Source organism: Streptomyces sp. NPDC045026 (assembly GCF_056432625.1).
The window spans coordinates 198593-224996 of the sequence record NZ_JBWKIS010000013.1 but is presented as its reverse complement, the minus strand read 5'-3'; the positions used below and the strand labels follow the sequence as shown (position 1 = coordinate 224996).

Below are 26404 nucleotides of genomic sequence, written 5' to 3'. Positions count from 1 at the left end.
TCAACGCACACCGCACCGGCACCATCAAGGGCCTCAACGCCGAAATCGGCGCCTCCATCACCTCCGGCGCCACCATCTGCGAAATCAAGGACTGACCCTGACCTGTTGCCAGAGGGCCTGTTGCCAGAGGGCCTGACGCGCGAGCGCCCGGCGGACCGGAACACGGTCCACCGGGCGCTCGCGTCATTCCGGCTCCGTGGTCCGGCCGTCGCGCGATCAGGCATCCTGGACAGTGCGCGCACGACCAGGGAGGACCGATGACGACCGGCATGGACCAGACGGACCGGGCCCGCCCGGCCCCTTCCGTACGCCCCATGCGGGCCGACGCACGCCGGAACTACGAGCGGCTGCTCACTCAGGCGCGTGCGGCGTTCGCCGAGCACGGCACGGGCGCGTCCCTGGAGGACGTGGCGCGGCGCGCGGGCGTCGGCATCGGGACGCTGTACCGGCACTTCCCGAACCGGCACGCGCTGATGAGCGCCGTCTTCGAGGACGCGGTGAATGATCTGCTGGCGCGCTCGCGGGCCCTGCTCGCGGACCCGCAGCCATGCTCGGCGCTCGTGGCATGGCTGCGCGACATCATCACTCATGCGGGTGAGTACCGCGGGCTCTCACGAGCCCTCATGTCGGCGTCGCACGACGCCAGTTCGGCCTTGTCGCGGTGCAGTACGCCGATGCGCGAGGCGGGCCAGGCCCTGTTGTCCAGGGCGCAGCGGGCGGGTGCCGTGCGCGCCGACGTGTCGATCGGCGATCTGCTTCAGCTGACCAACGCGATCGCGCTGGCCGCGGAGGAGACCCCGGACGACCCGGAGCTGGCGGATCGTTTGCTCCGGCTGACGCTGCGAGGCATCACCGCGGGATAGGCGACCGTCCGACGGCAACCAACTCGCAGCCGCAGGGAGAAGGCTCCACACCGGGCTCGGCCCCGCCTGGGGTGCGGCTCAGCGCCGCCGGAGGTCGGCCACCCTTGCCGCGCGCTCAGGGGGTGCCTGGTCGAGGGCGGACGCGCTGCGCAGCTGGGGGCCGCCCGGGAGCTGGGTGCGGCGCTGGCCCGGCAGAGGTACGTCCCGGCGCGCCTGACGCGCCGGGACGGGATCTCCCCCCGCCGGCCCGGTTCCGGTCGCCGAGGCTCCGGCGATCGCGATCTGCACCCCCTGGTCGGCGAGTGCCTGCAGTTCGGTGAGGGCGCGGTCGTCGTGGCTGGGCGGTTCGTCCGTCACGAGGCGCGTGATGACATCGGTCGGCACCGTCTGGAACATCGTGTCGGTGCCGAGTTTGGAGTGGTCGGCGAGGACGACGACCTCCGCGGCGGCCTGCACCAGCGCACGGTCGACCGAGGCCGACAGCATGTTGGACGTGGAGAGGCCGCGTTCGGCGGTCAGACCACTGCCGGACAGGAACGCGCGGGAGACCCTGAGTCCCTGGAGGGACTGCTCGGCCCCGCTGCCCACGAGGGCGTAGTTGGAACCGCGCAGAGTGCCGCCCGTCATGACGACCTCGACCCTGTTGGCATGGGCCAACGCCTGTGCCACCAGAAGGGAGTTGGTGACGACGGTCAGGCCGGGTACGCGTGCGAGCCGGCGGGCCAGCTCCTGCGTGGTCGTACCCGCCCCCACCACGATGGCTTGGCCTTCTTCGACGAGGCCTGCGGCGAGGTCGGCGATGGCCGTCTTCTCTGCGGTCGCGAGATGTGACTTCTGCGGAAAGCCGGATTCCCGCGTGAATCCGCCCGGCAATACCGCACCGCCATGCCGGCGGTCGAGGAGTCCTTCTGCCTCCAGTGCGCGCACGTCCCGCCGTACGGTCACTTCGGAGGTCTGGACGACGCGGGCGAGCTCCCGGAGCGATACCGCTCCATTGGCCCGCACCATTTCGAGGATCAATTGACGACGTTCTGCAGCGAACACGAAACTGACAGTAACCCCAACGACCGTCTGCTTTCAGCAGTTTGCGCCGAATAACAGAAGTTGTTCGCACGGAACTGCACGGAGTGGTATAGGCGCCTATCTCCCGCGCCTATACCCGCCGCATGGGTCGCAACAGGCTGTGACCTGCGGGAAGTTGATCGTGTCCGGTGAAAGCGCGGCCGTCAGGCTTCGTCGGCCGTCTTCCGCGTATGCAGCTGACGCGCCACCTCGGCGATCGAGCCCGAAAGTGACGGGTACACGGTGAACGCCTTCGCGATCTGCTCGACCGTGAGGTTGTTGTCGACCGCGATCGAGATGGGATGGATCAGCTCGCTCGCGCGCGGGGAGACGACCACGCCGCCCACCACGATGCCCGTGCCGGGCCGGCAGAAGATCTTGACGAAGCCGTCGCGGATGCCCTGCATCTTGGCCCGCGGGTTGCGCAGCAGCGGCAGCTTCACCCCGCGGGCGTCGATCTTGCCGGCGTCGACGTCGGCCTGCGTGTAGCCGACCGTGGCGATCTCCGGGTCGGTGAAGACGTTCGAGGAGACCGTCTTGAGGTTCAGCGGGGCCACTGCGTCGCCGAGGAAGTGGTAGACGGCGATGCGGCCCTGCATGGCGGCCACGGAGGCGAGCGCGAAGACGCCGGTCACGTCACCGGCGGCGTACACGCCGGGAGCGGTGGTCCTGGAGACCTTGTCGGTCCAGATGTGCCCGGAGTCCTTGAGCTTGACCCCGGCCTCCTCCAGACCCATCCCGCTGGAGTTCGGGATGGCGCCGACGGCCATCAGGCAGTGCGTGCCGGAGATGACGCGGCCGTCGGAGAGGGTGACCTCGACTCGGTCGCCGACGCGCTTGGCGGACTGGGCGCGCGAGCGGGCCATGACGTTCATGCCGCGACGGCGGAAGACGTCCTCGAGGACGGCGGCGGCGTCCGGGTCCTCGCCGGGCAGGACGCGGTCACGGCTGGACACGAGCGTGACGCGGGAGCCGAGGGCCTGGTAGGCGCCGGCGAACTCGGCGCCGGTGACACCGGAGCCGACCACGATGAGCTCCTCGGGGAGCTCGTCGAGGTCGTAGACCTGGGTCCAGTTGAGGATGCGCTCGCCGTCGGGCTGGGCGTCGGGCACCTCGCGCGGGTGGCCGCCGGTGGCGATCAGGACGGCGTCGGCGGTGAGGGTCTCCTCGGTGCCGTCGGCGGTGCGCACGACGACCTTGCGGGAGCCGTCGGCGGCCTGCTGGCCCTCGAGGCGGCCGCGGCCGCGCATCACGCGGGCGCCGGCCCGGGTGACGGACGCAGTGATGTCGTGGGACTGGGCGAGCGCGAGCCGCTTCACACGCCGGTTGACCTTGCCCAGATCCACACCGACGACCCGCGCGGGGCTGTCGATGTGCGGGGTGTCATCGGCGACGATGATCCCCAGCTCCTCGTACGACGAGTCGAAGGTGGTCATCACCTCGGCCGTCGCGATCAGGGTCTTGGACGGAACGCAGTCGGTGAGCACCGACGCCCCGCCCAGACCGTCGCAGTCGACGACGGTCACCTCCGCGCCGAGCTGGGCAGCCACGAGGGCCGCCTCATATCCGCCAGGTCCGCCACCGATGATCACGATCCGAGTCACGTACTCCATTGTCCCGCACGCTTCAAGTGCTTTCGCCCCGGGGGCCTCCGTCCGTGCGCGTCCCACGTCGGAGGGGTCTTCTGTTACAGGAGGGACCCCAGCCGCACCTGCCGTACCCTCGACCACATGTCGCTCTACGCCGCATACGCCGGCAATCTCGACGCGCGGCTGATGACGCGCCGCGCACCGCACTCGCCGATGCGCGCGACGGGCTGGCTCAGCGGCTGGCGGCTGACGTTCGGGGGCGAGCACATGGGCTGGGAAGGCGCGCTCGCGACCCTCGTCGAGGCGCCCCGCTCGCAGGTCTTCGTCGCGCTGTACGACATCGCGCCGATGGACGAGGACTCCATGGACCGCTGGGAGGGTGTGGGGCTCGACATCTACCGGCGGATGCGCGTGCGCGTGGACACGCTGGAGGGCGAGGAACCCGCCTGGGTGTACGTGCTCAACGGATACGAGGGCGGGTTCCCCTCGGCCCGCTATCTCGGCGAACTGGCCGACGCGGCGGAATCGGCCGGAGCCCCGCACGACTACGTGATGGAACTGCGCAAGCGCCCCTGCTGAGCAGGCTTCGTCGGAAACGACAAGACAACGATCCCAATCCCGTGAGGTCTGTCATCTACGCGCGTAGGACCGAAGCGGCTACCCTCGATCGCGTGAACGCATCTGTTACTCCGGACAACATCCAGGGCGCCACCCGATTCGATCCCCGGGTCGCCGCCGACGCCGCCGCCTCGCGCCTGCGCGAGCTCACGGGCGCCGACACCCACGACGTCGCCCTCGTGATGGGCTCCGGCTGGGCCCCGGCCGTGGACGCCCTCGGCACCCCCGAGACCGAGTTCCCCGTCACCGAGCTGCCCGGCTTCCCGCCGCCTGCCGTCGAGGGCCACGGCGGAAAGATCCGCTCGTACAAGATCGGTGACAAGCGCGCCCTCGTCTTCCTCGGCCGCACGCACTACTACGAGGGCCGCGGTGTCGCGTCCGTCGCGCACGGCGTCCGTACCGCCGTCGCCGCGGGCTGCAAGACCATCGTGCTGACCAACGGCTGCGGCGGTCTGCGCGAGGGCATGCGCCCCGGTCAGCCGGTCCTGATCAGCGACCACCTGAACCTGACGGCGACGTCGCCGATCGTCGGCGCCAACTTCGTCGACCTCACCGACCTGTACTCCCCGCGCCTGCGCACCCTGTGCAAGGAGATCGACCCCTCCCTCGAAGAGGGCGTCTACGCGCAGTTCCCCGGCCCGCACTACGAGACGCCGGCCGAGATCCGCATGGCCCGCACGATCGGCGCGGACCTCGTCGGCATGTCGACCGTGCTCGAGGCGATCGCGGCCCGCGAGGCCGGCGCCGAGGTGCTCGGCATCTCCCTCGTCACGAACCTGGCGGCGGGCATGACGGGCGAGCCCCTCAACCACGAAGAGGTGCTCCAGGCCGGCCGCGACTCCGCCACCCGCATGGGCGAGCTCCTGGGCAAGGTCCTGGGCCGCATCTGATCCCGTAGAGACACGCGAGAGGCTGGACGAACCGTGACCTTGCAGGACACCGAACTGCTCGCCAGGGCCGAGGCCTGGCTGGCCGAGGACCCCGACCCGGAGACCCGCGAGGAGCTGGCGAAGCTCATCGAGAGCGCCGACACCCCGGCGCTCGCCGAGCGCTTCGCCGGCACGCTCCAGTTCGGCACCGCGGGCCTGCGCGGCGAACTCGGCGCGGGCCCGATGCGGATGAACCGCTCCGTGGTCATCCGGGCCGCGGCGGGCCTAGCGGCTTACCTCAAGAGCAAGGGCGAGGCGGGCGGTCTTGTCGTCGTCGGATACGACGCGCGCCACAAGTCGGCGGACTTCGCGCGGGACACGGCGGCCGTCATGACGGGCGCCGGCCTGCGTGCCGCGGTGCTGCCGCGCCCGCTGCCCACCCCGGTCCTCGCCTTCGCCATACGGCACCTGGGCGCGGTCGCGGGCGTGGAGGTCACGGCCAGCCACAACCCGCCCCGCGACAACGGCTACAAGGTCTACCTGGGCGACGGCTCCCAGATCGTGCCGCCCGCGGACGCCGAGATCGCGGCCGAGATCGACGCGATCCGCTCCCTCCACGACGTACCCCGCCCCGACGCCGGCTGGGAAACGCTCGGCGAGGACGTCCTGGAGGCCTACCTGGCCCGCACGGACGCGGTCCTGGCCCCGGACTCCCCGCGCACGGCGCGCACGGTCTACACGGCGATGCACGGCGTCGGCAAGGACACCCTGCTCGCCGCGTTCGCCCGCGCAGGCTTCCCCGAGCCGACGCTCGTGACCGAGCAGGCAGACCCGGACCCGGACTTCCCGACGGTGGCGTTCCCGAACCCGGAAGAGCCGGGCGCGATGGACCTCGCTTTCGCGACAGCCCGCGCAGCCGCCCCGGACCTGATCATCGCGAACGACCCGGACGCGGACCGCTGCGCAGTAGCCGTGAAAACCAACGATGACTGGCGCATGCTGCGAGGCGACGAGGTGGGCGCGCTGCTGGCGGCCCACCTGGTGGCCCGAGGAGCAAGGGGCGTCTTCGCGGAGTCGATCGTCTCGTCCTCCCTGCTCGGCCGTATCGCCGAAGCAGCCGGCCTCCCCTACGAGGAAACCCTGACGGGCTTCAAGTGGATCGCCCGGGTGGACGGCCTGCGCTACGGCTACGAAGAGGCGCTCGGCTACTGCGTGGACCCCGAAGGCGTACGGGACAAGGACGGCATCACGGCCGCGCTGCTGGTCACCGAACTGGCCTCGACGCTGAAGGAACAGGGCCGCACCCTCCTGGACGCGCTCGACGACCTGGCGGTGGCCCACGGCCTGCACGCGACGGACCAGCTCTCAGTACGGGTCGAGGACCTCTCGATCATCGCGAAGGCAATGACCACACTCCGCGAGACACCGCCGAGCGAACTGGCGGGCCTCCCCGTAGTGCAGGCAGAGGACCTGACCCACGGCACAAGCACCCTCCCGCCCACGGACGGTCTGCGCTACACGCTGGACGGCGAGTACCGCGCCCGGGTCATCGTCCGCCCGAGCGGCACGGAGCCCAAGCTCAAGTGCTACTTGGAGGCAGTGATCCCAGTAGAAGCACCGTCGGACCTGACCGCGGCCCGAGCAGAGGGCACACGGGTACTGAACGCGATCAAGCAGGACCTGTCGGCGGCGGCAGGAATCTAGAAAAGGGCAAGCAGAAGGCCGGGGCAGAAACCGCCCCGGCCTTCGCCACACCCGAATCAGCCGACGGCCAGCACCACGGCCAGCAGAACCGCACCCACGACCACAGGCGCGACGATCTCGTAGGCCCAGCGGATCGAAGGCTCGCCCTGCGCGGACGGCTTGTCGGCGCGATCCCGGGCCAGCTCCCGAATCTCGTCCAGGGACTGATCGCCGGCGGCCTTGTCGGGCACGAAGTCGGCGGCCCCGGCCAGGCCCTTGTCCTTGCGCCCACCGGTGCGCCGATTGGCCTTCTTGCGGGCGCGCATGGACACGGGGATGGCCCAGAGCTGGTACTTGTCCCCGCCCTCGGTGAAGACCTCGCTGGAGTAGCTGGCCCGCAGATCCGCGACGGACGCCCAGGGCAGGGTGATCACGCGGAACGGATTACGAATGCGCAGCCGGTCCTCATTCGCGTACACCGCGGGCCGGATCGTGAACGCGACGACGAGCGGCACGACGACGAGCATCCCCGCGACGGCCAGCCAGGCGGTGCGTGCGTCGCCGTTGACCAGCGCGTCGAAACCGAGCCAGGCCCCCATCACGAGCAGCAGGACGCCACCGGCGATACCGGCGGGAGAACGGTAGGCCCGCTCCGCGGCCACGGGTTCCGTGACAGCGGGCTGGGAGTCCGGGGTCTTCATACACCGATGATGCCTGAACCCGAGAAGAACGTTCATTACGGCCTGAGAACAACCACAGACAACCGGACCCGCCCGGTCACCCACGCGACAGGAACCACCGACAGGGAGTGGAGAGCCCCCACCGGGCGGTCGGCCGCGTACGAAACGGGAGGGGCCGTGGGGCATGTGCGCGCGGAGCCACCAGCACCACGTACAGGCAATTCGGCTGGGCAGCGATGCCCCATAGAACAGCGAGCACGTACATGCCCCCACGGCCCCGCACCCAAAAACGCACCCGCGCAGCCCGCTCCGAGCCCGTACCCAAAAACCCACCCCACCCCCCTCCCCCTGTACAGCAGCTACGCGCGTAGATATGCTCCCCTCGTGACCATGCCCACTGCACCCGCACCCGCATTCGCCGACGCGGTCGCTTCGGACCGTTCGCTGCGTCGCTTCCTTCACGGGCTGCCCGGGGTCGACACGGTCGGCCTGGAGGCTCGCGCCGCGTCCCTAGGCACGCGGTCGATCAAGACCACGGCCAAGGCGTACGCCATCGACCTGGCGATCTCGATGATCGACCTGACGACCCTCGAAGGCGCCGACACGGCCGGCAAGGTCCGCGCGCTCGGCGCGAAGGCCGTGCACCCGGACCCCACCGACCGTACGACTCCCCGCACAGCCGCCGTCTGCGTCTATCCGGACATGGTGGCGACCGCCAAGGAGGCCGTGGCCGGGAGTGACGTGAAGGTCGCCTCCGTAGCCACCGCCTTCCCGGCGGGCCGCGCCGCCCTGGAGGTGAAGCTCGGGGACGTCCGCGAGGCGGTGGCCGCCGGCGCCGACGAGATCGACATGGTCATCGACCGCGGAGCGTTCCTCGCGGGCCACTACCTGAAGGTGTACGAGGAGATCGTCGCCGTGAAGGAGGCCTCGGGCGCCGCGCGTCTCAAGGTCATCTTCGAGACGGGCGAGCTGTCGACGTACGACAACATCCGGCGAGCGAGCTGGCTGGGCATGATGGCCGGGGCGGACTTCATCAAGACGTCGACCGGCAAGGTCGGGGTGAACGCCACCCCGGCGAACACCCTTCTCATGCTGGAGGCGGTGCGCGACTACCGCGCCCAGACGGGCGTACAGGTAGGCGTGAAGCCCGCCGGAGGCATCCGTACGACCAAGGACGCGCTCAAGTTCCTCGTGCTGGTCAACGAGACCGCCGGAAGCGACTGGCTGGACAACCGCTGGTTCCGCTTCGGCGCTTCGAGCCTGCTCAACGACCTGTTGATGCAGCGTCAGAAGCTGAGCACCGGCCGCTACTCCGGCCCCGACTACGTGACGGTGGACTGACCCATGACGTTCGAGTACGCACCCGCACCGGAGTCCCGCTCCGTCGTCGACATCGCCCCCAGCTACGGCCTGTTCATCGACGGCGAGTTCGTCGAGGCGGCCGACGGCAAGGTCTTCAAGACGGTGAGCCCGTCCACCGAAGAGGTCCTCTCCGAGATCGCCCAGGCGGGCGAGGCGGACGTGGACCGCGCGGTGAAGGCCGCCCGCAAGGCGTTCGAGAAGTGGTCGGCGCTGCCGGGCGCGGAGCGCGCGAAGTACCTGTTCCGGATCGCGCGGATCATCCAGGAGCGCAGCCGCGAGCTCGCGGTCCTGGAGACGCTGGACAACGGCAAGCCGATCAAGGAGACGCGCGACGCGGACCTCCCCCTGGTGGCGGCGCACTTCTTCTACTACGCGGGCTGGGCGGACAAGCTCGGCCACGCCGGCTTCGGCCCGAACCCGGCGCCGCTGGGCGTCGCGGGCCAGGTCATCCCGTGGAACTTCCCGCTGCTGATGCTGGCGTGGAAGATCGCCCCGGCGCTGGCGACGGGCAACACGGTCGTCCTGAAGCCGGCCGAGACGACCCCCTTGTCCGCCCTGTTCTTCGCGGACATCTGCCGCCAGGCGGGCCTGCCCAAGGGCGTGGTGAACATCCTCCCGGGCTACGGAGACGCGGGCGCCGCGCTCACGGCGCACCCCGACGTGAACAAGGTCGCGTTCACCGGCTCCACGGCAGTCGGCAAGGCGATCGCCCGCCAGGTGGCGGGCACGGACAAGAAGGTCACGCTCGAACTGGGCGGCAAGGGCGCGAACATCGTCTTCGACGACGCGCCCATCGACCAGGCGGTCGAGGGCATCGTCACGGGCATCTTCTTCAACCAGGGCCAGGTCTGCTGCGCGGGGTCGCGCCTCCTGGTCCAGGAGTCGGTCGCGGACGAGGTGCTGGACGCGCTGAAGCGCCGCCTCACCACCCTCCGCCTGGGCGACCCGCTGGACAAGAACACCGACATCGGCGCGATCAACTCCGCGGAGCAGCTCGCGAGGATCAAGGCGCTCGCGGAGACGGGCGAGGCCGAGGGCGCGGAGCGCTGGTCGCCGCCGTGCGAACTGCCGGACAGCGGCTACTGGTTCGCCCCGACGCTCTTCACGAACGTCACGCAGGCGCACACGATCGCCCGGGACGAGATCTTCGGCCCGGTGCTGTCCGTCCTCACGTTCCGCACTCCGGAGGAGGCGGTGGCGAAGGCGAACAACACGCAGTACGGGCTCTCGGCCGGCATCTGGACGGAGAAGGGCTCGCGCATCCTCTCGGTCGCGAACAAGCTCCGGGCGGGCGTCGTCTGGGCCAACACCTTCAACAAGTTCGACCCGACCTCGCCGTTCGGCGGCTACAAGGAGTCGGGTCACGGCCGCGAGGGCGGCCGCCACGGCCTGGAGGCATACCTCGCCCCGTCGAGCCCGGAGGGCACGCGATAAATGAGCACGGTTGAGCGACTCACAGTCCTGAAGACCTACAAGCTGTACGTGGGCGGGAAGTTCCCGCGTTCCGAGAGCGGCCGGGTGTACGAGGTGACGGCAGGGACATCAGCCGCTGGCGCGGCGGGGAAGGGCAAGTGGCTGGCGAACGCCCCGCTGTCGTCCCGCAAGGACGCGCGCGACGCGGTCGTGGCCGCGCGCAAGGCGTTCGGCGGCTGGGCGGGCGCGACGGCGTACAACCGCGGGCAGGTGCTCTACCGCGTGGCCGAGATGCTGGAGGGCCGGCGCGACCAGTTCGTGCACGAAGTGGCGGACGCCGAGGGCCTGTCGAAGTCCAAGGCGACGGCGGTCGTGGACGCGGCGATCGACAGGTGGGTCTGGTACGCGGGCTGGACGGACAAGATCGGCCAGGTCGTGGGCGGGGCGAACCCGGTCGCGGGCCCGTTCTTCAACCTGTCCACGCCCGAGCCGACCGGAGTGGTGGCCGTGCTGGCCCCGCAGAAGTCGTCGTTCCTGGGCCTGGTCTCGGTGATCGCTCCGGTGATCGCGACGGGCAACACGGCCGTGGTGATCGCGAGCGAGACATCCCCGCTGCCGGCACTGTCGCTCGGCGAGGTGCTCGCCACGTCCGACGTGCCGGGTGGTGTGGTGAACGTGCTGTCCGGCAGGACGTCGGAGATCGCTCCGCCGCTGGCCGCGCACCAGGACGTGAACGCGATCGACCTGACGGGCGCGGACGCCGACCTGGCCCGTGACCTGGAGATCGCGGCGGCGGACAACCTGAAGCGCGTACGCCGTCCACAGGCTGTGGACACGGACTGGACGACGGACCCGGGCACGGACCGGCTCACGTCGTTCCTGGAGACGAAGACGGTGTGGCACCCGACGGGTTCGCTGGGCGCATCGGGCTCTTCGTACTAGGCCCGACCCAACGCCCAACCGAAACCCGAAGCCCCGGCCCTCCCCCGTCCAGGAGGGCCGGGGCTTCGGCATGCCCTGACGCCTTTGACGCCCCTGACGCCCTAACCGGGCAGCAGAGAACTGGCCGGCCCCACCAGCGGGAGGTCGGCGAGGGCGCCGCCCTTGGCCAGGGGACCGGTCGCGACGGCCGTGGTCACGGGCTTGAAGTCGGCGACCTGGGTGCCGACCGCGTTGTCGAGCGGATCGACCCCGGTACCGGAGAGCGGGTTGAGCTTCAGGTGCTTGACCGGGGCGAGACCCCCGTTCGCAGCGCTCCCGAGCGCCCCCGTCACCGCTCCCCCGGCCGCCGCCGTGTCGAGGTCGCCGACCGGCGAGGCGAGAGGCGCGGCGGCGGGCTCCGCCGCACCGGCGCTCACCGCACCCCCGCCGAGCGCCGCGCCCGCGGCGGTGAGGGTGAGCCCCGCGCGCAGCAGCGCACGCTGAGCCGTCGAGGACTTCTTCGCTGAGTGTCGTGCCATGAGGTGCCGCCCGTTTCCGGTACCGGCGGCCGGTTGGTCCGCCGCCGCAGATCGAGTAATCGTACGCGCACGCAGCGTAGTTGAGCCGCGACTGTGCCACAAAGGCCGACCCGCGGGGTCCACCGGGGGCGGGGGATGCCGCACACTGGTGTCTCGTGAGTTCCCATCCCCCGATACCGACCCGGGTCGTCCTGCTGGCAGGTCCTTCCGGCTCCGGCAAGTCGTCGTTCGCGTCCCGCTCCGGGCTCCCCGTGCTGTGCCTGGACGACTTCTACAAGGAGAACGGCGACCCGACGCTGCCGCTGGTGCCGGGCAGTTCGGACATCGACTGGGACTCGGCCCAGTCCTGGGACTCGGAGACGGCCGTCGCCGCGATCGCGGAGCTGTGCCGCACGGGCCGCACCCGCGTCCCCGTCTACGACATCGCGACCAGCGCGCGGGTGGGCGAGGAGACGCTCGACATCGAGCGCACGCCCCTGTTCATCGCGGAGGGCATCTTCGCCGCGGACATCGTGGAGCGCTGCCGGGACCTCGGGCTGCTCGCCGACGCGCTGTGCCTGCGCGGCCGCCCGTCCACGACGTTCCGCCGCCGGCTGCTGCGGGACCTCAAGGAGGGCCGCAAGTCCGTGCCGTTCCTGCTGCGCCGCGGCTGGCGCCTGATGCGCGCGGAGCGCGGCATCGTGGCCCGCCAGACCGCGCTCGGCGCGCACGCGTGCGGCAAGGAAGAAGCCCTCGGCCGCCTGGCCGCGGCCGCCGCGGGCCGCTGCGTGAAGGCCCGCGCCCAGGCGTGAGCGGCCCGCACCCCCGTACGCATGAGAAACAGGCCGTACGCATGAGAAACGGGACCGGAGAGACCCCCCGGCCCTCCGGTCCCGCTTCATTCCCCCGTGAAGATCCCCCGTGATCCCCCGGTACTTCCCCCGTACGACCGTCGCGTCCCCCCGGAGCGACGGCCCGCCCCCTGCCTTCAGGCCACCAGCTCGCCGAAGGACTCTTCCAGGTCACGGCCGAAGCTGAGGACCTCGTCCTCGCGCAGCCGGCGCAGGGAGCGCCAGATGCTGGACTTCACCGTGCCGACACTGATGTCGAGGATGTCCGCGATCTCGGGGTCCGTACGGCCCTCGTAGTACCGCAGGACGAGCATCGTGCGCTGCAGTTCGGGCAGGCGGGCCAGGGCCTGCCAGAGAACCGCGCGCAGCTCCGTGCCACGCATCGCGTCCGTGTCGCCCGCCGTCTCCGGCAGTTCCTCGGTCGGGTACTCGTTCAGCTTGCGGCGGCGCCACGCGCTGATGTGCAGATTGGTCATGGTGCGGCGGAGGTATCCCCCGACCGCCGCCTTGTCGCTGATCCTGTCCCAGGCGCGGTACGTCGAGAATAGGGCGCTCTGGAGCAGGTCCTCGGCCTCGAACCGGTCACCGGTCAGGTGGTAGGCGGTTGCGTACAGGGAGGCGCGGCGTTCCTGTACGTAGGCCGTGAACTCGGCCTCCGACAGGGACTTCTTCCGCTCCCCCGATTCCTCCCCGTACGCGGCTCCCCCGTCGGATACCGCCTGGTTCGCGTCAACCACCGTCATGTACGTGGTGTGCTGACGCCCGGTGCCGCGAGCGCACCCCCGCCCGCTCACGGCACCGGACAGCTCGTGCTTCCCGGAACCGGGACCCCGTACAAGAGCGTCATGAAGACGTGTGACAACTGCGCCAGTAGTGGTGCTGTGCAGCGTGTTCATCTCGCGCCCCCCGTCGTGGAGTCTCGGTTTCCCGTGGCCGTCAAGGACTTGCGTCCTTGCGATGTCCAAAAGCTTGCCCGGGCCACTTCATGACGGTGTCCGTCGACTGTCACAGACCTGTCACAGGGCCCGGGCGTGTGCGAGTCGTGTGTGGATGGGGCCCGAAGCCCCCTCATTACGAGCTTGGGAGCGCTCCAACGGTCGAACTTGAGCCGTGCCATGGGACAGAATGGCGTCTGTGCCTTCCCTGTTGCTGATCGAGGACGACGACGCCATCCGAACGGCCCTGGAGCTGTCCCTTACGCGCCAGGGCCATCGGGTTGCCACCGCTGCCACCGGCGAGGACGGTCTGAAGCTGTTGCGCGAGCAGCGGCCGGATCTGATCGTGCTGGATGTGATGCTGCCCGGCATCGACGGGTTCGAGGTGTGCCGGCGCATCCGGCGCACGGACCAGCTGCCGATCATCCTGCTCACCGCACGCAGCGACGACATCGACGTGGTGGTCGGGCTGGAGTCCGGCGCCGACGACTACGTCGTGAAGCCGGTGCAGGGGCGGGTGCTCGACGCGCGGATCCGCGCGGTGCTCCGGCGGGGCGAGCGGGAGGCCAACGACGCGGCGTCGTTCGGCAGTCTCGTCATCGACCGGGCCGCGATGACGGTCACGAAGAACGGCGAGGACCTCCAACTGACGCCCACGGAGCTGCGGTTGCTGCTCGAGTTGAGCCGCAGGCCGGGACAGGCGCTGTCGCGGCAGCAGTTGCTGCGTCTGGTGTGGGAGCACGACTACCTCGGTGACTCGCGGCTCGTCGACGCGTGTGTGCAGCGGCTGCGCGCGAAGGTCGAGGACGTGCCGTCCTCGCCGACGCTGATCCGTACGGTGCGCGGGGTCGGCTACCGGCTGGACACGCCTCAGTGAGTGATGCGCACGACCGGCTGCGGGGGTGGGCCGCGGCGAAGAAGGCGATACTCGCCGGCCTGCGCTTCACGAGCCTGCGGCTGCGGCTCGTGGTCGTCTTCGCCCTGGTGGCGCTGACCGCGGCGGTGTCGGCGTCCGGGATCGCGTACTGGCTCAACCGCGAGGCGGTGCTGACCCGCGCGCAGGACGCGGCGCTCAGCGACTTCCAGCAGGAGATGCAGAATCGGGCCGCGGCGCTGCCCGAGCATCCGACGCAGGGCGAGCTGCAGCATGCGGCGAACCTGATGGCGAGCAGCAGTCAGCACTTCAGTGTGCTGCTGATCAGTGACGACAAGGACGGCCGGCGGATCGCGGGGAACTCCGATCTGGACGCCATCACGCTGGCCGAGGTGCCGCGTTCGCTGCGGGACGCGGTGAACAGGGAGCAGCCCCTCACGGACGGCAACAAGCATCCGTACCACCTGTACTGGCAGCGGATCGTCAGCAATGACACGCCGTATCTGGTCGGTGGGGCGCGGGTGATCGACGGGGGGCCGACGGGCTACATGCTCAAGTCCCTGGAGCCGGAGGCGAAGGATCTCAACTCCCTTGCCTGGTCGCTCGGGATCGCGACGGCGCTCGCGCTGATCGGTTCGGCGCTGCTGGCGCAGGCCGCGGCGACGACGGTGCTCAAGCCGGTGCACCGGCTCGGGAGGGCGGCCCGGCGGCTCGGGGAAGGGAAGCTGGACACGCGTCTGCGGGTGTCCGGTACGGATGAACTGGCCGATCTTTCCCGGACGTTCAACCGGACCGCGGAGAATCTGGAGAAGAAGGTCGCCGACATGAGCGCGCGCGAGGAGGCGTCGCGGCGCTTCGTCGCCGACATGTCGCACGAGCTGCGTACGCCGCTGACGGCGATCACCGCCGTGACGGAGGTACTTGAGGAGGAGCTCGACGCGGAGACCGGTTCGGTCGACCCGATGATCGAGCCGGCCGTGCGCCTCGTGGTGAGCGAGACGCGCCGGCTGAACGACCTGGTGGAGAACCTCATGGAGGTCACGCGCTTCGACGCGGGCACCGCCCGGCTCGTCCTCGACCGCGTCGACATCGTCGACCAGCTCACGGCCTGCATCGACGCACGCGCCTGGCTCGACGCGGTGGATCTGGACGCGGAGCGCGGCATCATGGCGCGGATCGACCCGCGCCGCCTCGACGTCATCATGGCGAACCTGATCGGGAACGCGCTCAAGCACGGCGGCTCACCGGTGCGGGTGTCCGTGCGTCTTGCGGACTCGGAGCTGGTGATCGAGGTCCGCGACCACGGGCCCGGCATCCCCGAGGACGTGCTCCCGCACGTCTTCGACCGGTTCTACAAGGCGAGCGCGTCGCGGCCTCGTTCCGAGGGCAGCGGGCTCGGGCTGTCCATCGCCCTGGAGAACGCGCACATCCACGGCGGAGAGATCACCGCGGCCAACTCCCCTGAGGGCGGTGCCGTGTTCACGTTCCGGCTGCCGCTCGACGCGTCGCCGCTGACGCTGCCGCCCGATGACGAGGGCGCCGACGGCGGCAGTTCCGGTGAGGAGGGCGGCGCGCGATGACCGCACGCAGGACAAGACGCCGTTACGCGGTGGCGGGCACGGCCGTTCTCGCCGCGCTGCTCGCCGGGTGCGGGATCAGGCCGACGGAGGTGCCGACGGACTTCGGCGCCGCGCCGTCGCGGGTGCCGTGCACGCTGTCGGGGCCGGATCTGGGGTCACGCTCGGGCGGCGAATTCTCCGTGCAGGTGTTTCTCGTCTGTACGTCGCAGCTGGTGAGCGTCGACCGGTCGGTGACCCTGCCGAAGGGGCAGGGCGCCTCGGACCGGGTGCGGCTCGCGCAGGCGCTGCTCGACGAGCTGGAGCAGTCTCCGGTCGGCGACGAGCGGCAGGCGGGGTACACGACGGACGTCAGACCCGGGATGACCGTCTCGGGGCCGGGCAAGGGTGACCCGGACAACGCGCTGCGGCTGAGCGTCCCGCCGGACGACCTGTCGCCGTACGCGCTGGCCCAGATCGTGTGTACGTATGCGAACGACGGGGCCACGGCAAAGGACGACAAGGTCGTGCTCGGCGGGCCGGGTGACGACGCTCTGCGCGCGTACGACTGTTCCCCGGAGATGCTGACGCGGCCGGGGCTCGTACCGGCGCCCGCCGAGACGGTCGGCTGACAAGGGCGGGCGCGGTTGTCGCGGGCGGACGCCGGCGACGCGGAACCGATCGCCTTGCCCGCCGCGTCTAGGGGTGCGTGCAGCGCCATCGCCCGGGCGGTTCCAAGGCCGCCATCCGCTTCCGTACGGCAGGGGTAGTCCTCCTTGCCGCGCATCTGCTTCTCGTCTGCTGGATCACGCTGCGACCACTGGACGTGCCGTGGGTCAGCGCCGCGAATCTGCATCCGTTCGCCGGGATCAGGGCGGATCTCGCGCTCGGCCCGGCCGAGGCGGTGCGGCGCATCGGCAAGGAGCTGGTGCTGTTCGCCCCGCTGGGGGTGCTGCTGCCGATCGCCGGGGGGCGGCTCGTCGTCTCGCCGCTGGGTTCGCTGGTGCGTACGGTCGCCGCGGGGGCGCTGCTCTCGCTCGGTGTCGAGCTGCTGCAGACCGGGGTGCCGGGGCAGGTCGTGGACATCGACTCGCTGTTCCTGAACACGCTGGGCGTGGCCCTCGCGCACGCGGCCGTGGTGCCGACTCTCAGGGGCAGGCTCCGCCGCAGGACCGAGGTCACCGCCCTCCCCCGGGAGGAGCCTTCTCAGGGGCGGACCCCGACGATTTCCAGGGTCGGCATCGCCCCGTGAGCTGACGCTTCGCCCGGTTCGTCACCGTAGCTTTGAAGCCATCAGAGACGTTCCGGCCGTCCAGGCCAAGGGGGCGCCTCACGGCTACGGTTCGCGAAGGAGCCCACCATGACCGCCCTTGCCCGCCCCACGAACGGACGGATGATCGGCGGAGTGTGCGCAGCGCTGGCAAGGCGCTTCGGCACCTCCGCGACCACGATGCGCGTGATCTTCGTGCTCTCGTGTCTGCTTCCGGGTCCCCAGTTCCTGCTGTACATCGCGCTGTGGATCCTGCTGCCGAGCGAGGGCAAGGTCCGCCAGGCGTGGTGACGACGGGGTCCGCAGGCTGATGCACGACAAGGCAGGCTGACGTACGAAAAGGAGGGGCGCACCCGCGAGAGCGGGTGCGCCCCTCCTTTTCGTCCGGGTGTGTGCCGTGCCGGGTGGGTCAGCCGACGGGCAGGGCGCCGCCGGCAGGCAGCGACTTGACGGGCAGGCCGCCGAGGAGCCCGGAGACCGGGTCGCTGCCGTTGGTGGGGAGGACCTTCTGGACGGCGGGCGCGGCGGCGTTCAGGCCACCGGCGACGGCGTTCTTGCCGGCGGTGAGGGACTCGGTGCCGCCGGCGGGCAGCACCTGGGCGACCTGCTCGGCGGGGAGCGTGCTGGTCACGGTGTCCAGGGCGGAGCCCGCGTCCGGGAGGGCGGGGGCGGCGGAGGCGGCACCGGCGCCCGCGGCGGCGAAGGCGGCACCGAGGGCGGCGACGCCGAGGGTCTTGACAGCAGACTGCTTCATTATGAAATGAGTCCTCGTGAACGGGGGCTTGAGCGGTCCACGACCGTAAACATGCGCCAGGGCTCGTCGCAACCAGCGAAATACACGCGAAAGCGGCCGGGAGTTAATACACCCGGCCGCTTCGGATTCGCACAAAGAGACGCTACTGCGCGACAGAACCCCTGGTCGAGACGGTCTGACGGAACAGCCATTCGGATTTCAACTCGGCGTATCCGGGCTTGATGACGTCATTGATCATGGCCAGTCGTTCATCGAAAGGAATGAATGCTGATTTCATCGCATTGACGGTGAACCACTGCATGTCGTCGAGCGTGTAGCCGAACGCGTCGACCAGGTGCTCGAATTCGCGGCTCATGCTGGTACCGGACATGAGGCGGTTGTCGGTGTTCACCGTGGTGCGGAAGTGCAGCTTGCGGAGCAGGCCGATGGGGTGGGCCTCGTAGGAGTCGGCGGCGCCCGTCTGGAGGTTGGAGCTGGGGCACATCTCCAGGGGGATGCGCTTGTCGCGCACGTAGGAGGCGAGGCGGCCGAGCTTGACCGTGCCGTCGTCCTCGACCTTGATGTCGTCGATGATCCGCACGCCGTGGCCGAGGCGGTCGGCGCCGCACCACTGCAGGGCCTGCCAGATGGAGGGCAGGCCGAAGGCCTCGCCCGCGTGGATCGTGAAGTGGTTGTTCTCGCGCTTGAGGTACTCGAAGGCGTCGAGGTGGCGGGTGGGAGGGAAGCCGGCCTCGGCGCCCGCGATGTCGAAGCCGACGACGCCCGTGTCGCGGTAGCGGTTGGCGAGTTCGGCGATCTCCAGGGCGCGGGCCGCGTGCCGCATGGCCGTGAGCAGGGCGCCCACGCGGATGCGGTGGCCGTTGGCCTTGGCGCGCCGCTCGCCTTCCCTGAAGCCCGAGTTGACCGCCTCGACGACCTCTTCGAGGGTGAGGCCCTGTTCCAGGTGCTGCTCGGGGGCGTAGCGGATCTCGGCGTAGACCACGCCGTCCTCGGCGAGGTCCTCGGCGCACTCGGCGGCGACCCGGAACAGCGCGTCGCGGGTCTGCATGACGGCGCAGGTGTGGGCGAAGGTCTCCAGGTAGCGCTCCAGGGAGCCGGAGTCGGCGGCCTCGCGGAACCAGATGCCGAGCTTGTCGGGATCGGTCTCCGGGAGGTTCTCGTAGCCCTGCTCCAGGGCGAGTTCGACGATGGTGCCGGGGCGAAGGCCGCCGTCGAGATGGTCGTGCAGCAGCACCTTGGGGGCGCGAACGATCTGCTCGGGGGTCGGAATCTGCGAGTTTCCGCTGGTCTGGCTCGTCATTTCCGCACTCTAACGCCTACGCGCGTAGATACTCGTCGGCGTCCGCCTGTCGATACCTAACGGTGACCCTGCGGACGGGTGGCGTACACCGGGCCTTCTGACACTGTTCTGTCATGGGACAGGAAGCGACGACGGTCCGTGAGGCCCGGCTCGGGAAGGCGGTCGGGCCCGTTCCCGCGACGGCGAGCGGTGTGGTCCTGCTGCTTCCCGCGGGTGAGGAGACCTCCGCGCGCAGACCGTCACCGCTGGCCTCGGCGACCGTACGGACCCTGGGGCGCGGCCTCGCGCGCGAGGGGCGGCGGGACGGCCTTGCGGTGCATGTCGTGCACTACCGCAGCCGCGGGTGGAACGGCGCGCAGGCGCAGCTCGCGCGCGACGCGGACTGGGCGGCGGACGAGGCCGTACGGCGCTACGGCGACGTCCCCGTCTGCTTCGTCGGGGTCGACATGGGGGCCCGCGCGGCGCTGCACGCGGGCGGGCACAGCGCCGTCAACTCGGTGCTCGCGCTTGCCCCCTGGCTGCCCGAGGAGGATGTCGCCGCGCCTCTCGAACCGGTGAAACAGCTCGCGGGCCGCCGGGTCCTCATCGTGCACGGCACGAACGACGAGCGCACGGATCCCGAGCTGTCGTTCCGCCTGGCCGCCCGCGCGAAGAAGTCCAACCGCGACATCTGCCGTTTCGAGGTGCACTCCGACGGTCACGCGCTGCACCAGCACCGCAGCGAAGTCCACGCCCTGGCCCGCGACTTCGTCCTCGGCTCGCTCTTCGGCCGGGCCTTCTCGCGTCCGGTGCAGGACGCGCTCGCCGCGCCGCCGCCCCTGGGTCTGCGGATGCCGCTGGCCGCGGGCTTCGGCAGGTCGCTCGGGCGGTGACTACTCCTCGGCGCGGGTCCACTCGGAGAGCAGCTTGCCGCGCCGGGAGAGCAGGAACTTCTTGAACGCCGCGACCGGCGGGGTGTCCGGATGCCCGTCGAGCCAGGCCACGCCGATCTCCCTTACCGCCCGCTGCCCGGTCACGGTCAGCTCCACAACTCCCGGGCGCGGTACGGCCGGTGGCGGCAGGAGCGCCACACCGAGGCCCGCCGCGACCAGGCCGCGCAGGGTCTCCGTCTCCTCCCCTTCGAAGGCGACACGCGGCTTGAACCCCGCCTCCGCGCACAGGCCGTCGGCGATGCGGCGCAGCCCGTAGCCGGGTTCGAGGGTCACGAAGGGCTCGTCCGACGCCTCCGCGAGACGGACGCGCTTGCGGCCCGCGAGGCGGTGGTCGTCGGGGACGACCAGGCGCAGGCGCTGCTCGTCGAGGCGGCGCGCGACGAGACCGGGCTCGTCGGGGACGGGCGAGGTGAGGCAGAGGTCGAGCTCGCCGGCGCGCAGGCGCTCCAGCATCGCCTCGCCGTAGTTCTGGACGAGGCTGAAGCGGATGCGGGGGTGGTCGGCGCGGAAGGCTCGGATCAGGCCGGGGACGGTCTCGGAGCCCATGGTGTGCAGAAAGCCGAAGGCGACCTTGCCCGACGTGGGGTCGGCGTCGGCCCGTACGGACTCGGCGGCGCGGCCGACCTCGGCGAGCGCCTTGTCGACGGTCGCGCGGAACGTCCGGCCCGCGGGAGTGAGCGAGACGGTGCGGCCGTGGCGCGCGAACAGCTCCACGCCGAGGTCCTGTTCGAGGCGGACCAGGGCGCGCGACAGCGTCGACTGGGGGATCTCCAGCTCCTGCGCGGCCCGCGTGACGTGCTCGGTGCGGGCGACCGCGGCGAAGTACGACAGGCGGGGCACGAGCGTCGTCACGATGTCTTCTGTGTCACCGGCCGGTGACAGACGAGCCCCTGAACTCTGCTTATGCTCCATGGGATCGATTATGGCGTTTTCATGCATTGGACGCATGAAACACGGAGGCCTACCTTCGAGACATGCCTCCTGCCAGTAGCGGGGCGGCCGCCACCCACGCGGTCGCCGCCCGTAATTCGTCGTCCCCCGAAGCCCCCGACACCCGTCTGAACCCGGGCGGGCCCGGCTACCGCCGGATGAGCTTCGCCCTCTTCCTGGCCGGGGTCGCGACCTTCGCCCTGCTGTACTCCACGCAGGCCCTGCTCCCCCTCGTCTCCGCGGACTTCGGCGTCAGTGCGAGCGCCGCGAGCTGGACGGTCTCCGGTGCGACGGGCGCGCTCGCCCTGTGTGTACTGCCGCTGAGCGCCCTGTCGGAGCGGTTCGGACGGCGCACCGTGATGACGGCGTCCCTGTCGGTGGCGGTCGCGGTCGGTCTGCTCGTCCCCTTCGCGCCGTCGCTCGGCGCACTGATCGCGCTGCGCGCGCTCCAGGGCGCCGCGCTCGCCGGTCTGCCGGCCTCCGCGATGGCGTATCTCGCGGAGGAGGTGCGGCCCAAGGCGCTGGTCGCCGCGATCGGCCTGTTCGTGGCGGGCAACTCCATCGGCGGGATGAGCGGCCGGGTCATCACCGGGTGGGTCGCGCAGGAGTGGGGCTGGCGCGCGGCGGTCGCCACGATCGGCGTGATCGCCGTGGCGTGCGCGGTCGCGTTCCGGCTGCTGCTGCCGCGGCCCCGGCACTTCGCCCCGGGCTCGCTGCGGCCGCGGGTCCTGGCCCGCACGGTGCGCGGCCACCTCGCGAACCCGCTCCTGTGCCGTCTGTACATGATCGGCGCCCTGTTCATGACGGTCTTCGGCGCCGTGTACACGGTGATCGGCTACCGGCTCACGGCCGCGCCGTTCTCGCTCCCGCAGGGCATCATCGGCTCGATCTTCCTGGTGTACCTGGTGGGTACGGTCTCCTCGGCCGCGGCCGGCAAGCTCGTCGCGCGGCTCGGGCGGCGCGGGGCGCTGTACCTGGCGGTGGGCACGACGGCGTCCGGGCTGCTGCTCTCGCTCGGCGACTCGATCGTCCTGGTGCTGCTCGGCCTCGTACTGATCACGGCCGGTTTCTTCGCGGGGCACGCGGTGGCGTCGTCCTCGGTCAGCCACACGGCGACGCACGGGCGGGCGCAGGCGTCCGCGCTGTACCAGTCCGTGTACTACATCGGCTCCAGCGTCGGCGGCACGCTCGGCGCGGTGGCCTTCCACGCCGGCGGCTGGGCCGGGACCGTGGCCCTCGGCCTGGTGGCGGTGCTCGGCGTCGTGTCGGTGACCCTGTGGGGCTCGCACGCGGCCCGGGTGCAGCAGCGGCAGATGCTCGTGGCGGCGCACTGACCGCGTTCGCATCATGCTGAGAACGGCCCCCGGAGCGGCGTATTTCGCCGGTCCGGGGGCCGTTGTCAGTGCACTGCGATAGCTTCCAAAGTGCTGGGACTTGCATGGACTTTCGGGACTTGCCAGAAGCCGCAGGGCGGGGTGTGGACATGAGTGACATCGCAGAAACAACCACTGAGCTGGACGTCCGTCTCGAGAAGTACCGGGTCGAGCTGACCGGGTACTGCTACCGGATGCTGGGCTCGGCCTTCGAGGCCGAGGACGCGGTGCAGGACACGATGGTCCGCGCCTGGCGCAGCTTCGACAAGTTCGAGGGCCGCTCCAGCCTGCGGTCCTGGCTCTACCGCATCGCGACGAACGTCTGCCTGGACATGCTGAACGCGGGCAACAAGCGGGCCCGTCCGATGGACCTGACGGCGGCGGCGCCGCTGGCGCAGGCCGCGCTCACGCCCCGGCCGGACAACGTGTGGCTGGAGCCGATGCCGGACGCCCGCGTGCTGCCGACCGTGCACGACCCGGCGGAGGCGGCGGTGGCGCGGGAGTCGGTGCGCCTCGCGTTCGTGGCGGCGCTCCAGCAGCTGCCGGCCAAGCAGCGGGCCGTGCTCATCCTGCGCGAGGTGCTGGCCTGGAAGGCGCAGGAGGTCGCCGAGCTCCTCGACACGTCGGTGGCGTCGGTGAACAGCGCGCTCCAGCGGGCCCGCGCCACGCTCGCCGAGGTGCCGGCCGAGAAGAAGAGCGCGGACGGCGAGCTGGACGAGGAGCACCAGGCGCTCCTCGAGCGCTATGTCGCCGCGTTCGAGGGATACGACATGAAGGCCCTCACGGCGCTGCTCGCCGAGGACGCCGTCATGACGATGCCGCCGTTCGACCTGTGGCTGCGCGGCACGCCGGACATCACGGGCTTCATGACGACGATCGGCGCCTCATGTGCCGACAGCCGCCTGGTGCCCGTCGAGGCCAACGGCTCGCCCGCGTTCGCCCACTACAAGCCCGACCCGGACAAGGGCGGGTTCTCGCCGTGGGCCGTCCAGGTCCTTGAGGTCTCAGAGGGCCGGATCACCGGACTCCACTGCTTCCTGGACACAGCGCGCTATTTCCCGCTGTTCGGCATGCCGCTCCATCTCGACGACGAGACCGCCTAGGCCGGGCAGGCCGACCAGCTGAAGCAGGGCCCACAGGGCCGAGGACGGATCGCGCAGCCGCAGTCCTGACCCGGCTCTGCGGGCGGCGAGCTGCATCCGGGCGAGCGCGTCGACGGTGGCGAGGTCGGCCGTGGTGACCGCCGCGATGTCGCAGACGATCTCGCGTGCGGGGGCGCGGGCGCATGCCGTGCGCACCTGGTCGCACAGGTGCGGCACGTCGCCGCGGCCCAAAGGGCCGGCGAGAGCCAGGTCGGGAAGTCGCAGAGCAGCCACGCAGGGGAGACCGGCCGGGCGCCGGGAACTCATCGGCGGTCCGGCCGCGCGCCTAAGGGCTTTCGTTTGGATCGGGCCGGATCAGGGAGCGGGGGCATGGGGTCCCCCTGCTCGAGCGAAGCCGGGAGCTTGGGGAGTCGGCGAGTGCCGACAACGCCGCGAGGTGCGGTGCCAGACCCCGCGAGCCCGCATGATCCAGACGAAAGACCCCGGCGCCGTGCATCACGTTCCCCATGTGTCGCGCGCATCACGTTGACCCCGCGCCGGATGCCCTCCGACGCTATGGGGATGCTCCTTGATCGCGTACCCGCTCAGCCGTCCGCACGACGCCGGCAGGGGGCATCGTGGCAGGGGTGCTGAACGGGTTCGCCGTCATCGCGGTGGTCATCGCCGTCGGCTTCCTGATCGGCAAGCGCGGCTATCTCGGGGACAACGGCCGCGAGGTCCTCACCAAACTCGCCTTCCATGTCGCCACGCCCGCGCTGCTGTTCACCACGCTCGCGAAGGCCGATCTCTCGGTGATCCTGTCGCCGCGGCTGCTGGTGACGGCGCTGAGCACGGCGGCCGCCGCCGGGCTGTTCATCGCGGTGGGCGTCGCGCGCCGGTGGGGCGTGGGCCGGACGACGATCGGCGCCCTGTGCTCCAGCTACGTCAATTCGGGCAACCTCGGCATCCCCATCGCCGTATACGTCCTCGGTGACGCCTCGCTGGTCGCGCCCGTGCTGCTCTTCCAGCAGATCGTGGTGACGCCGATCGCGATGACGGTCCTCGATCTGTCGGAGGCCGGGGAGAAGCAGTCCCTGTGGCGGCGGCTCGTCACGCCGCTGCGCAACCCGATCGCGGTCGGCGCGCTCGCGGGCGTGCTCGTGGCGGCGACGGGGTGGACGGTGCCGGGGCCGGTCTTCAACCCGGTCGATCTGATCGGCAAGATGTCCGTGCCGGTGGTGCTGCTCGCGTACGGGATCTCGCTGTGCGGGAGTTCACTGCCGGCCCGGCGCGGTGCGGACCGGGTCCCGGTGCTGTTGTCGGTGGCCCTGAAATCGGTGGGCCAGCCCGCGGTGGCGTGGGTGCTCGCGGCGGGCGTCTTCGGCCTGCGGGGCGCGTCACTCCTGGACGTCGTGGTGACGTCGGCACTCCCGGCCGCGCAGAACCTCTTCACGTACGCGTCGCGCTACGGCGTCGCGGAGAAGCTGGCGAGGGAGTCGATCCTGCTGTCGACGCTGGCGTCGGTGCCGGCGTTGGTGGTGGTGGCGGCGTTGCTGGGGTGACCGAACGGGACCGGCAGAGGTCTACCGGTCCCGTTCATCCGTACGAGGAAACCGCAGGTCAGCCGATACGTTCCCGCACGACCGGCGTGGCCTCGAACGCCGTCCCCGGCGCCGCGATGTCGTACGAACCCTCGACGGACTCAAGGGCGTACTCGAAGCGCTCCGGCGTGTCCGTGTGCAGGGTCAGCAGTGGCTGGCCCGCGGTGACCGAGTCGCCCGGCTTGGCGTGGAGTTCGATGCCGGCGGCGGCCTGCACCGGGTCCTCCTTGCGGGCGCGGCCCGCGCCGAGGCGCCAGGCGGCGACGCCGATGTCGTACGCGTCGAGACGGGTCAGGACGCCGGACTTCCCGGCCACCACCACGTGCTGCTCACGGGACGTGGGAAGTGCCGCGTCCGGGTCGCCGCCCTGCGCGGCGATCATGCGGCGCCACACGTCCATCGCGGAGCCGTCGGCGAGGGCCTTCGCCGGGTCGGCGTCCTTGATGCCCGCCGCGTCGAGCATCTCGCGGGCCAGGGCGAGGGTCAGCTCCACGACGTCGGCCGGGCCGCCGCCCGCCAACACCTCGACGGATTCCCGGACTTCGAGGGCGTTGCCCGCGGTCAGGCCGAGCGGCGTCGACATGTCGGTGAGCAGGGCGACCGTACGCACGCCGCTGTCGGTGCCCAACTCGACCATGGTGGAGGCGAGTTCGCGGGCGTCCTCGATCGTCTTCATGAACGCGCCGGTACCGACCTTCACGTCGAGGACGAGCGAGCCGGTGCCCTCGGCGATCTTCTTCGACATGATCGAGGAGGCGATGAGCGGGATCGCCTCGACGGTGCCGGTGACGTCGCGCAGGGCGTAGAGCTTCTTGTCCGCGGGGGCGAGCCCGTCGCCGGCCGCGCAGATCACGGAGCCGACGGTGTCGAGGACGTTCAGCATCTCGTCGTTGGAGAGCAGGGCGCGCCAGCCGGGGATGGACTCCAGCTTGTCGAGGGTGCCGCCGGTGTGGCCGAGGCCGCGCCCGGAGAGCTGCGGGACGGCGGCGCCGCACGCGGCGACCAGCGGGGCGAGCGGCAGCGTGATCTTGTCGCCGACGCCGCCGGTGGAGTGCTTGTCCGCGGTCGGGCGGGACAGGGCCGAGAAGTCCATGCGCTCACCGGAGGCGATCATCGCGGCGGTCCAGCGGGCGATCTCCGTACGGTTCATGCCGTTGAGGAGGATCGCCATGGCGAGCGCCGACATCTGCTCGTCCGCGACGACGCCGCGCGTGTACGCGTCGATGACCCAGTCGATCTGCTCGTCGCTGAGTTCGCCCCGGTCCCGCTTGGTCCGGATGACGGAGATGACGTCCATGGTTGTCCTTCCGCAGGTGACAGCAGGCCGACTCTACGCGCATAGAGCGACCGGCCGGAAGCGGCCCCGCC

Annotated in this window: 27 protein-coding genes; 17 read left to right on the top strand and 10 right to left on the bottom strand. The window is 70.8% G+C overall.

All coding sequences use genetic code 11. The annotated features are described in order from the left end of the window. Positions 1 to 314 precede the first annotated feature (314 nt). Positions 315 to 863 (top strand): TetR/AcrR family transcriptional regulator, encoded by a 549-nt coding sequence (locus tag AC07EJ_RS26725; RefSeq protein WP_478885053.1) that lies wholly within the window; start codon positions 315 to 317, stop codon positions 861 to 863. Positions 864 to 941: 78 nt separating this feature from the next. Here the strand turns inward: AC07EJ_RS26725 and AC07EJ_RS26720 are convergent, their stop codons facing one another. Both AC07EJ_RS26720 and AC07EJ_RS26715 read right to left on the bottom strand, forming a co-directional pair. After that, positions 942 to 1907, bottom strand: coding sequence for a DeoR/GlpR family DNA-binding transcription regulator (locus AC07EJ_RS26720; RefSeq protein ID WP_389491275.1), 966 nt, complete (start codon positions 1905 to 1907; stop codon positions 942 to 944). A 182-nt stretch (positions 1908 to 2089) separates the two neighbouring features. After that, on the bottom strand, positions 2090 to 3538 hold the full coding sequence (locus AC07EJ_RS26715) for an NAD(P)H-quinone dehydrogenase (RefSeq protein WP_389491273.1): 1449 nt from the start codon (positions 3536 to 3538) through the stop codon (positions 2090 to 2092). Positions 3539 to 3655: 117 nt separating this feature from the next. On the opposite strand from AC07EJ_RS26715, the gene AC07EJ_RS26710 reads away from it, so the two are divergent. The 3 genes from AC07EJ_RS26710 (at position 3656) to AC07EJ_RS26700 (ending at position 6705) form a co-directional block, all read left to right on the top strand. Continuing rightward, a complete protein-coding gene (locus AC07EJ_RS26710; RefSeq protein ID WP_116510652.1) occupies positions 3656 to 4093 on the top strand; it encodes a gamma-glutamylcyclotransferase family protein in 438 nt (145 codons plus the stop codon). Between the two features lie 92 nt (positions 4094 to 4185). After that, a complete protein-coding gene (locus tag AC07EJ_RS26705; RefSeq protein ID WP_389491269.1) occupies positions 4186 to 5022 on the top strand; it encodes a purine-nucleoside phosphorylase in 837 nt (278 codons plus the stop codon). A 39-nt stretch (positions 5023 to 5061) separates the two neighbouring features. Further along, entirely contained in the window at positions 5062 to 6705 is a 1644-nt protein-coding gene (locus AC07EJ_RS26700) for a phospho-sugar mutase (RefSeq protein ID WP_389491288.1), read from the top strand. A gap of 56 nt (positions 6706 to 6761) precedes the next feature. Here the strand turns inward: AC07EJ_RS26700 and AC07EJ_RS26695 are convergent, their stop codons facing one another. Next, positions 6762 to 7385 carry a PH domain-containing protein gene (locus AC07EJ_RS26695; RefSeq protein ID WP_389491266.1) on the bottom strand — a complete coding sequence of 208 codons (624 nt, stop codon included), beginning with the start codon at positions 7383 to 7385 and terminating at the stop codon, positions 6762 to 6764. A 369-nt stretch (positions 7386 to 7754) separates the two neighbouring features. Between AC07EJ_RS26695 and deoC the strand changes: the two genes are divergently transcribed. From deoC to AC07EJ_RS26680, 3 genes are read left to right on the top strand one after another with little or no spacing between them, the layout of a single operon-like run. Next, positions 7755 to 8705, top strand: coding sequence for a deoxyribose-phosphate aldolase (gene deoC / locus AC07EJ_RS26690; protein ID WP_478885052.1), 951 nt, complete (start codon positions 7755 to 7757; stop codon positions 8703 to 8705). Between the two features lie 3 nt (positions 8706 to 8708). Continuing rightward, the gene (locus AC07EJ_RS26685; protein ID WP_389491264.1) at positions 8709 to 10160 is read left to right on the top strand and encodes an aldehyde dehydrogenase family protein; all 1452 of its coding nucleotides are present in this window, start codon (positions 8709 to 8711) and stop codon (positions 10158 to 10160) included. Then, complete coding sequence (locus tag AC07EJ_RS26680; protein ID WP_389491261.1) at positions 10161 to 11081, top strand: aldehyde dehydrogenase family protein; 921 nt, start codon at positions 10161 to 10163, stop codon at positions 11079 to 11081. A gap of 101 nt (positions 11082 to 11182) precedes the next feature. Here the strand turns inward: AC07EJ_RS26680 and AC07EJ_RS26675 are convergent, their stop codons facing one another. Next, a complete protein-coding gene (locus tag AC07EJ_RS26675) occupies positions 11183 to 11599 on the bottom strand; it encodes a hypothetical protein (RefSeq protein WP_389491259.1) in 417 nt (138 codons plus the stop codon). 155 nt (positions 11600 to 11754) lie between these two features. Here AC07EJ_RS26675 and AC07EJ_RS26670 point away from each other — a divergent pair, with 155 nt between their 5' ends. Then, positions 11755 to 12390: a uridine kinase family protein gene (locus AC07EJ_RS26670; RefSeq protein ID WP_389491256.1), complete on the top strand. Its 636-nt coding sequence runs from the start codon at positions 11755 to 11757 to the stop codon at positions 12388 to 12390. A 176-nt stretch (positions 12391 to 12566) separates the two neighbouring features. Here the strand turns inward: AC07EJ_RS26670 and AC07EJ_RS26665 are convergent, their stop codons facing one another. Continuing rightward, a complete protein-coding gene (locus AC07EJ_RS26665) occupies positions 12567 to 13325 on the bottom strand; it encodes a SigE family RNA polymerase sigma factor (RefSeq protein ID WP_389491254.1) in 759 nt (252 codons plus the stop codon). Between the two features lie 238 nt (positions 13326 to 13563). On the opposite strand from AC07EJ_RS26665, the gene afsQ1 reads away from it, so the two are divergent. The 5 genes from afsQ1 to AC07EJ_RS26640 all read left to right on the top strand — a co-directional run bounded on the left by afsQ1 (position 13564) and on the right by AC07EJ_RS26640 (position 17355). Further along, positions 13564 to 14241, top strand: coding sequence for a two-component system response regulator AfsQ1 (gene afsQ1, locus AC07EJ_RS26660; protein WP_030682803.1), 678 nt, complete (start codon positions 13564 to 13566; stop codon positions 14239 to 14241). Next, on the top strand, positions 14238 to 15818 hold the full coding sequence (locus tag AC07EJ_RS26655) for an ATP-binding protein (protein WP_389491252.1): 1581 nt from the start codon (positions 14238 to 14240) through the stop codon (positions 15816 to 15818). The genes afsQ1 and AC07EJ_RS26655 overlap by 4 nt, the downstream gene beginning before the upstream one ends. Then, positions 15815 to 16426 (top strand): hypothetical protein, encoded by a 612-nt coding sequence (locus AC07EJ_RS26650; protein ID WP_478885043.1) that lies wholly within the window; start codon positions 15815 to 15817, stop codon positions 16424 to 16426. Before AC07EJ_RS26655 ends, AC07EJ_RS26650 begins: the two co-directional genes overlap by 4 nt. Before the next feature lie 77 nt (positions 16427 to 16503). Next, positions 16504 to 17046 (top strand): VanZ family protein, encoded by a 543-nt coding sequence (locus AC07EJ_RS26645; protein ID WP_389491248.1) that lies wholly within the window; start codon positions 16504 to 16506, stop codon positions 17044 to 17046. A 108-nt stretch (positions 17047 to 17154) separates the two neighbouring features. Beyond that, positions 17155 to 17355, top strand: a complete 201-nt coding sequence (locus AC07EJ_RS26640; protein ID WP_100594716.1) for a PspC domain-containing protein — start codon at positions 17155 to 17157, stop codon at positions 17353 to 17355. Positions 17356 to 17473: 118 nt separating this feature from the next. On the opposite strand, the gene AC07EJ_RS26635 is transcribed toward AC07EJ_RS26640, so the two are convergent. Together AC07EJ_RS26635 and AC07EJ_RS26630 are read right to left on the bottom strand one after the other, a co-directional pair. Further along, entirely contained in the window at positions 17474 to 17818 is a 345-nt protein-coding gene (locus AC07EJ_RS26635) for an ATP-binding protein (RefSeq protein ID WP_389480045.1), read from the bottom strand. 142 nt (positions 17819 to 17960) lie between these two features. After that, positions 17961 to 19118, bottom strand: a complete 1158-nt coding sequence (locus AC07EJ_RS26630) for an adenosine deaminase (protein WP_389480043.1) — start codon at positions 19116 to 19118, stop codon at positions 17961 to 17963. A 113-nt stretch (positions 19119 to 19231) separates the two neighbouring features. Here AC07EJ_RS26630 and AC07EJ_RS26625 point away from each other — a divergent pair, with 113 nt between their 5' ends. Then, positions 19232 to 19990, top strand: coding sequence for a prolyl oligopeptidase family serine peptidase (locus AC07EJ_RS26625; protein WP_389480040.1), 759 nt, complete (start codon positions 19232 to 19234; stop codon positions 19988 to 19990). Here the strand turns inward: AC07EJ_RS26625 and AC07EJ_RS26620 are convergent, their stop codons facing one another. Then, positions 19991 to 20962, bottom strand: a complete 972-nt coding sequence (locus AC07EJ_RS26620) for a LysR family transcriptional regulator (protein WP_389480038.1) — start codon at positions 20960 to 20962, stop codon at positions 19991 to 19993. Between the two features lie 62 nt (positions 20963 to 21024). Between AC07EJ_RS26620 and AC07EJ_RS26615 the strand changes: the two genes are divergently transcribed. Together AC07EJ_RS26615 and AC07EJ_RS26610 are read left to right on the top strand one after the other, a co-directional pair. Then, on the top strand, positions 21025 to 22314 hold the full coding sequence (locus tag AC07EJ_RS26615; RefSeq protein ID WP_389480035.1) for an MFS transporter: 1290 nt from the start codon (positions 21025 to 21027) through the stop codon (positions 22312 to 22314). 149 nt (positions 22315 to 22463) lie between these two features. Beyond that, the gene (locus AC07EJ_RS26610) at positions 22464 to 23456 is read left to right on the top strand and encodes a sigma-70 family RNA polymerase sigma factor (RefSeq protein WP_389480032.1); all 993 of its coding nucleotides are present in this window, start codon (positions 22464 to 22466) and stop codon (positions 23454 to 23456) included. On the opposite strand, the gene AC07EJ_RS26605 is transcribed toward AC07EJ_RS26610, so the two are convergent. After that, positions 23358 to 23729, bottom strand: a complete 372-nt coding sequence (locus AC07EJ_RS26605) for an STAS domain-containing protein (protein ID WP_389480029.1) — start codon at positions 23727 to 23729, stop codon at positions 23358 to 23360. The genes AC07EJ_RS26610 and AC07EJ_RS26605 overlap by 99 nt on opposite strands. A 344-nt stretch (positions 23730 to 24073) precedes the next feature. Between AC07EJ_RS26605 and AC07EJ_RS26600 the strand changes: the two genes are divergently transcribed. Then, positions 24074 to 24997 carry an AEC family transporter gene (locus AC07EJ_RS26600; RefSeq protein WP_389480026.1) on the top strand — a complete coding sequence of 308 codons (924 nt, stop codon included), beginning with the start codon at positions 24074 to 24076 and terminating at the stop codon, positions 24995 to 24997. Between the two features lie 58 nt (positions 24998 to 25055). Here AC07EJ_RS26600 and AC07EJ_RS26595 read toward each other — a convergent pair whose 3' ends face one another. Further along, complete coding sequence (locus AC07EJ_RS26595) at positions 25056 to 26333, bottom strand: thymidine phosphorylase (protein ID WP_393585730.1); 1278 nt, start codon at positions 26331 to 26333, stop codon at positions 25056 to 25058. Positions 26334 to 26404: the final 71 nt, after the last annotated feature.

Bases quoted from the DNA above. Each gene is read 5' to 3' on its own strand.
- AC07EJ_RS26695 (WP_389491266.1), bottom strand. From the start codon at position 7,385: ATGAAGACCCCGGACTCCCAGCCCGCTGTCACGGAACCCGTGGCCGCG.
- AC07EJ_RS26715 (WP_389491273.1), bottom strand. From the start codon at position 3,538: ATGGAGTACGTGACTCGGATCGTGATCATCGGTGGCGGACCTGGCGGA.
- AC07EJ_RS26625 (WP_389480040.1), top strand. From the start codon at position 19,232: ATGGGACAGGAAGCGACGACGGTCCGTGAGGCCCGGCTCGGGAAGGCG.
- AC07EJ_RS26710 (WP_116510652.1), top strand. From the start codon at position 3,656: ATGTCGCTCTACGCCGCATACGCCGGCAATCTCGACGCGCGGCTGATG.
- AC07EJ_RS26650 (WP_478885043.1), top strand. From the start codon at position 15,815: ATGACCGCACGCAGGACAAGACGCCGTTACGCGGTGGCGGGCACGGCC.
- AC07EJ_RS26680 (WP_389491261.1), top strand. From the start codon at position 10,161: ATGAGCACGGTTGAGCGACTCACAGTCCTGAAGACCTACAAGCTGTAC.
- AC07EJ_RS26610 (WP_389480032.1), top strand. From the start codon at position 22,464: ATGAGTGACATCGCAGAAACAACCACTGAGCTGGACGTCCGTCTCGAG.
- AC07EJ_RS26595 (WP_393585730.1), bottom strand. From the start codon at position 26,333: ATGGACGTCATCTCCGTCATCCGGACCAAGCGGGACCGGGGCGAACTC.
- AC07EJ_RS26685 (WP_389491264.1), top strand. From the start codon at position 8,709: ATGACGTTCGAGTACGCACCCGCACCGGAGTCCCGCTCCGTCGTCGAC.
- AC07EJ_RS26675 (WP_389491259.1), bottom strand. From the start codon at position 11,599: ATGGCACGACACTCAGCGAAGAAGTCCTCGACGGCTCAGCGTGCGCTG.
- AC07EJ_RS26725 (WP_478885053.1), top strand. From the start codon at position 315: ATGCGGGCCGACGCACGCCGGAACTACGAGCGGCTGCTCACTCAGGCG.
- AC07EJ_RS26615 (WP_389480035.1), top strand. From the start codon at position 21,025: ATGCCTCCTGCCAGTAGCGGGGCGGCCGCCACCCACGCGGTCGCCGCC.
- AC07EJ_RS26640 (WP_100594716.1), top strand. From the start codon at position 17,155: ATGACCGCCCTTGCCCGCCCCACGAACGGACGGATGATCGGCGGAGTG.
- AC07EJ_RS26635 (WP_389480045.1), bottom strand. From the start codon at position 17,818: ATGAAGCAGTCTGCTGTCAAGACCCTCGGCGTCGCCGCCCTCGGTGCC.
- AC07EJ_RS26620 (WP_389480038.1), bottom strand. From the start codon at position 20,962: ATGGAGCATAAGCAGAGTTCAGGGGCTCGTCTGTCACCGGCCGGTGAC.
- AC07EJ_RS26630 (WP_389480043.1), bottom strand. From the start codon at position 19,118: ATGACGAGCCAGACCAGCGGAAACTCGCAGATTCCGACCCCCGAGCAG.
- AC07EJ_RS26665 (WP_389491254.1), bottom strand. From the start codon at position 13,325: ATGAACACGCTGCACAGCACCACTACTGGCGCAGTTGTCACACGTCTT.
- deoC (WP_478885052.1), top strand. From the start codon at position 7,755: ATGCCCACTGCACCCGCACCCGCATTCGCCGACGCGGTCGCTTCGGAC.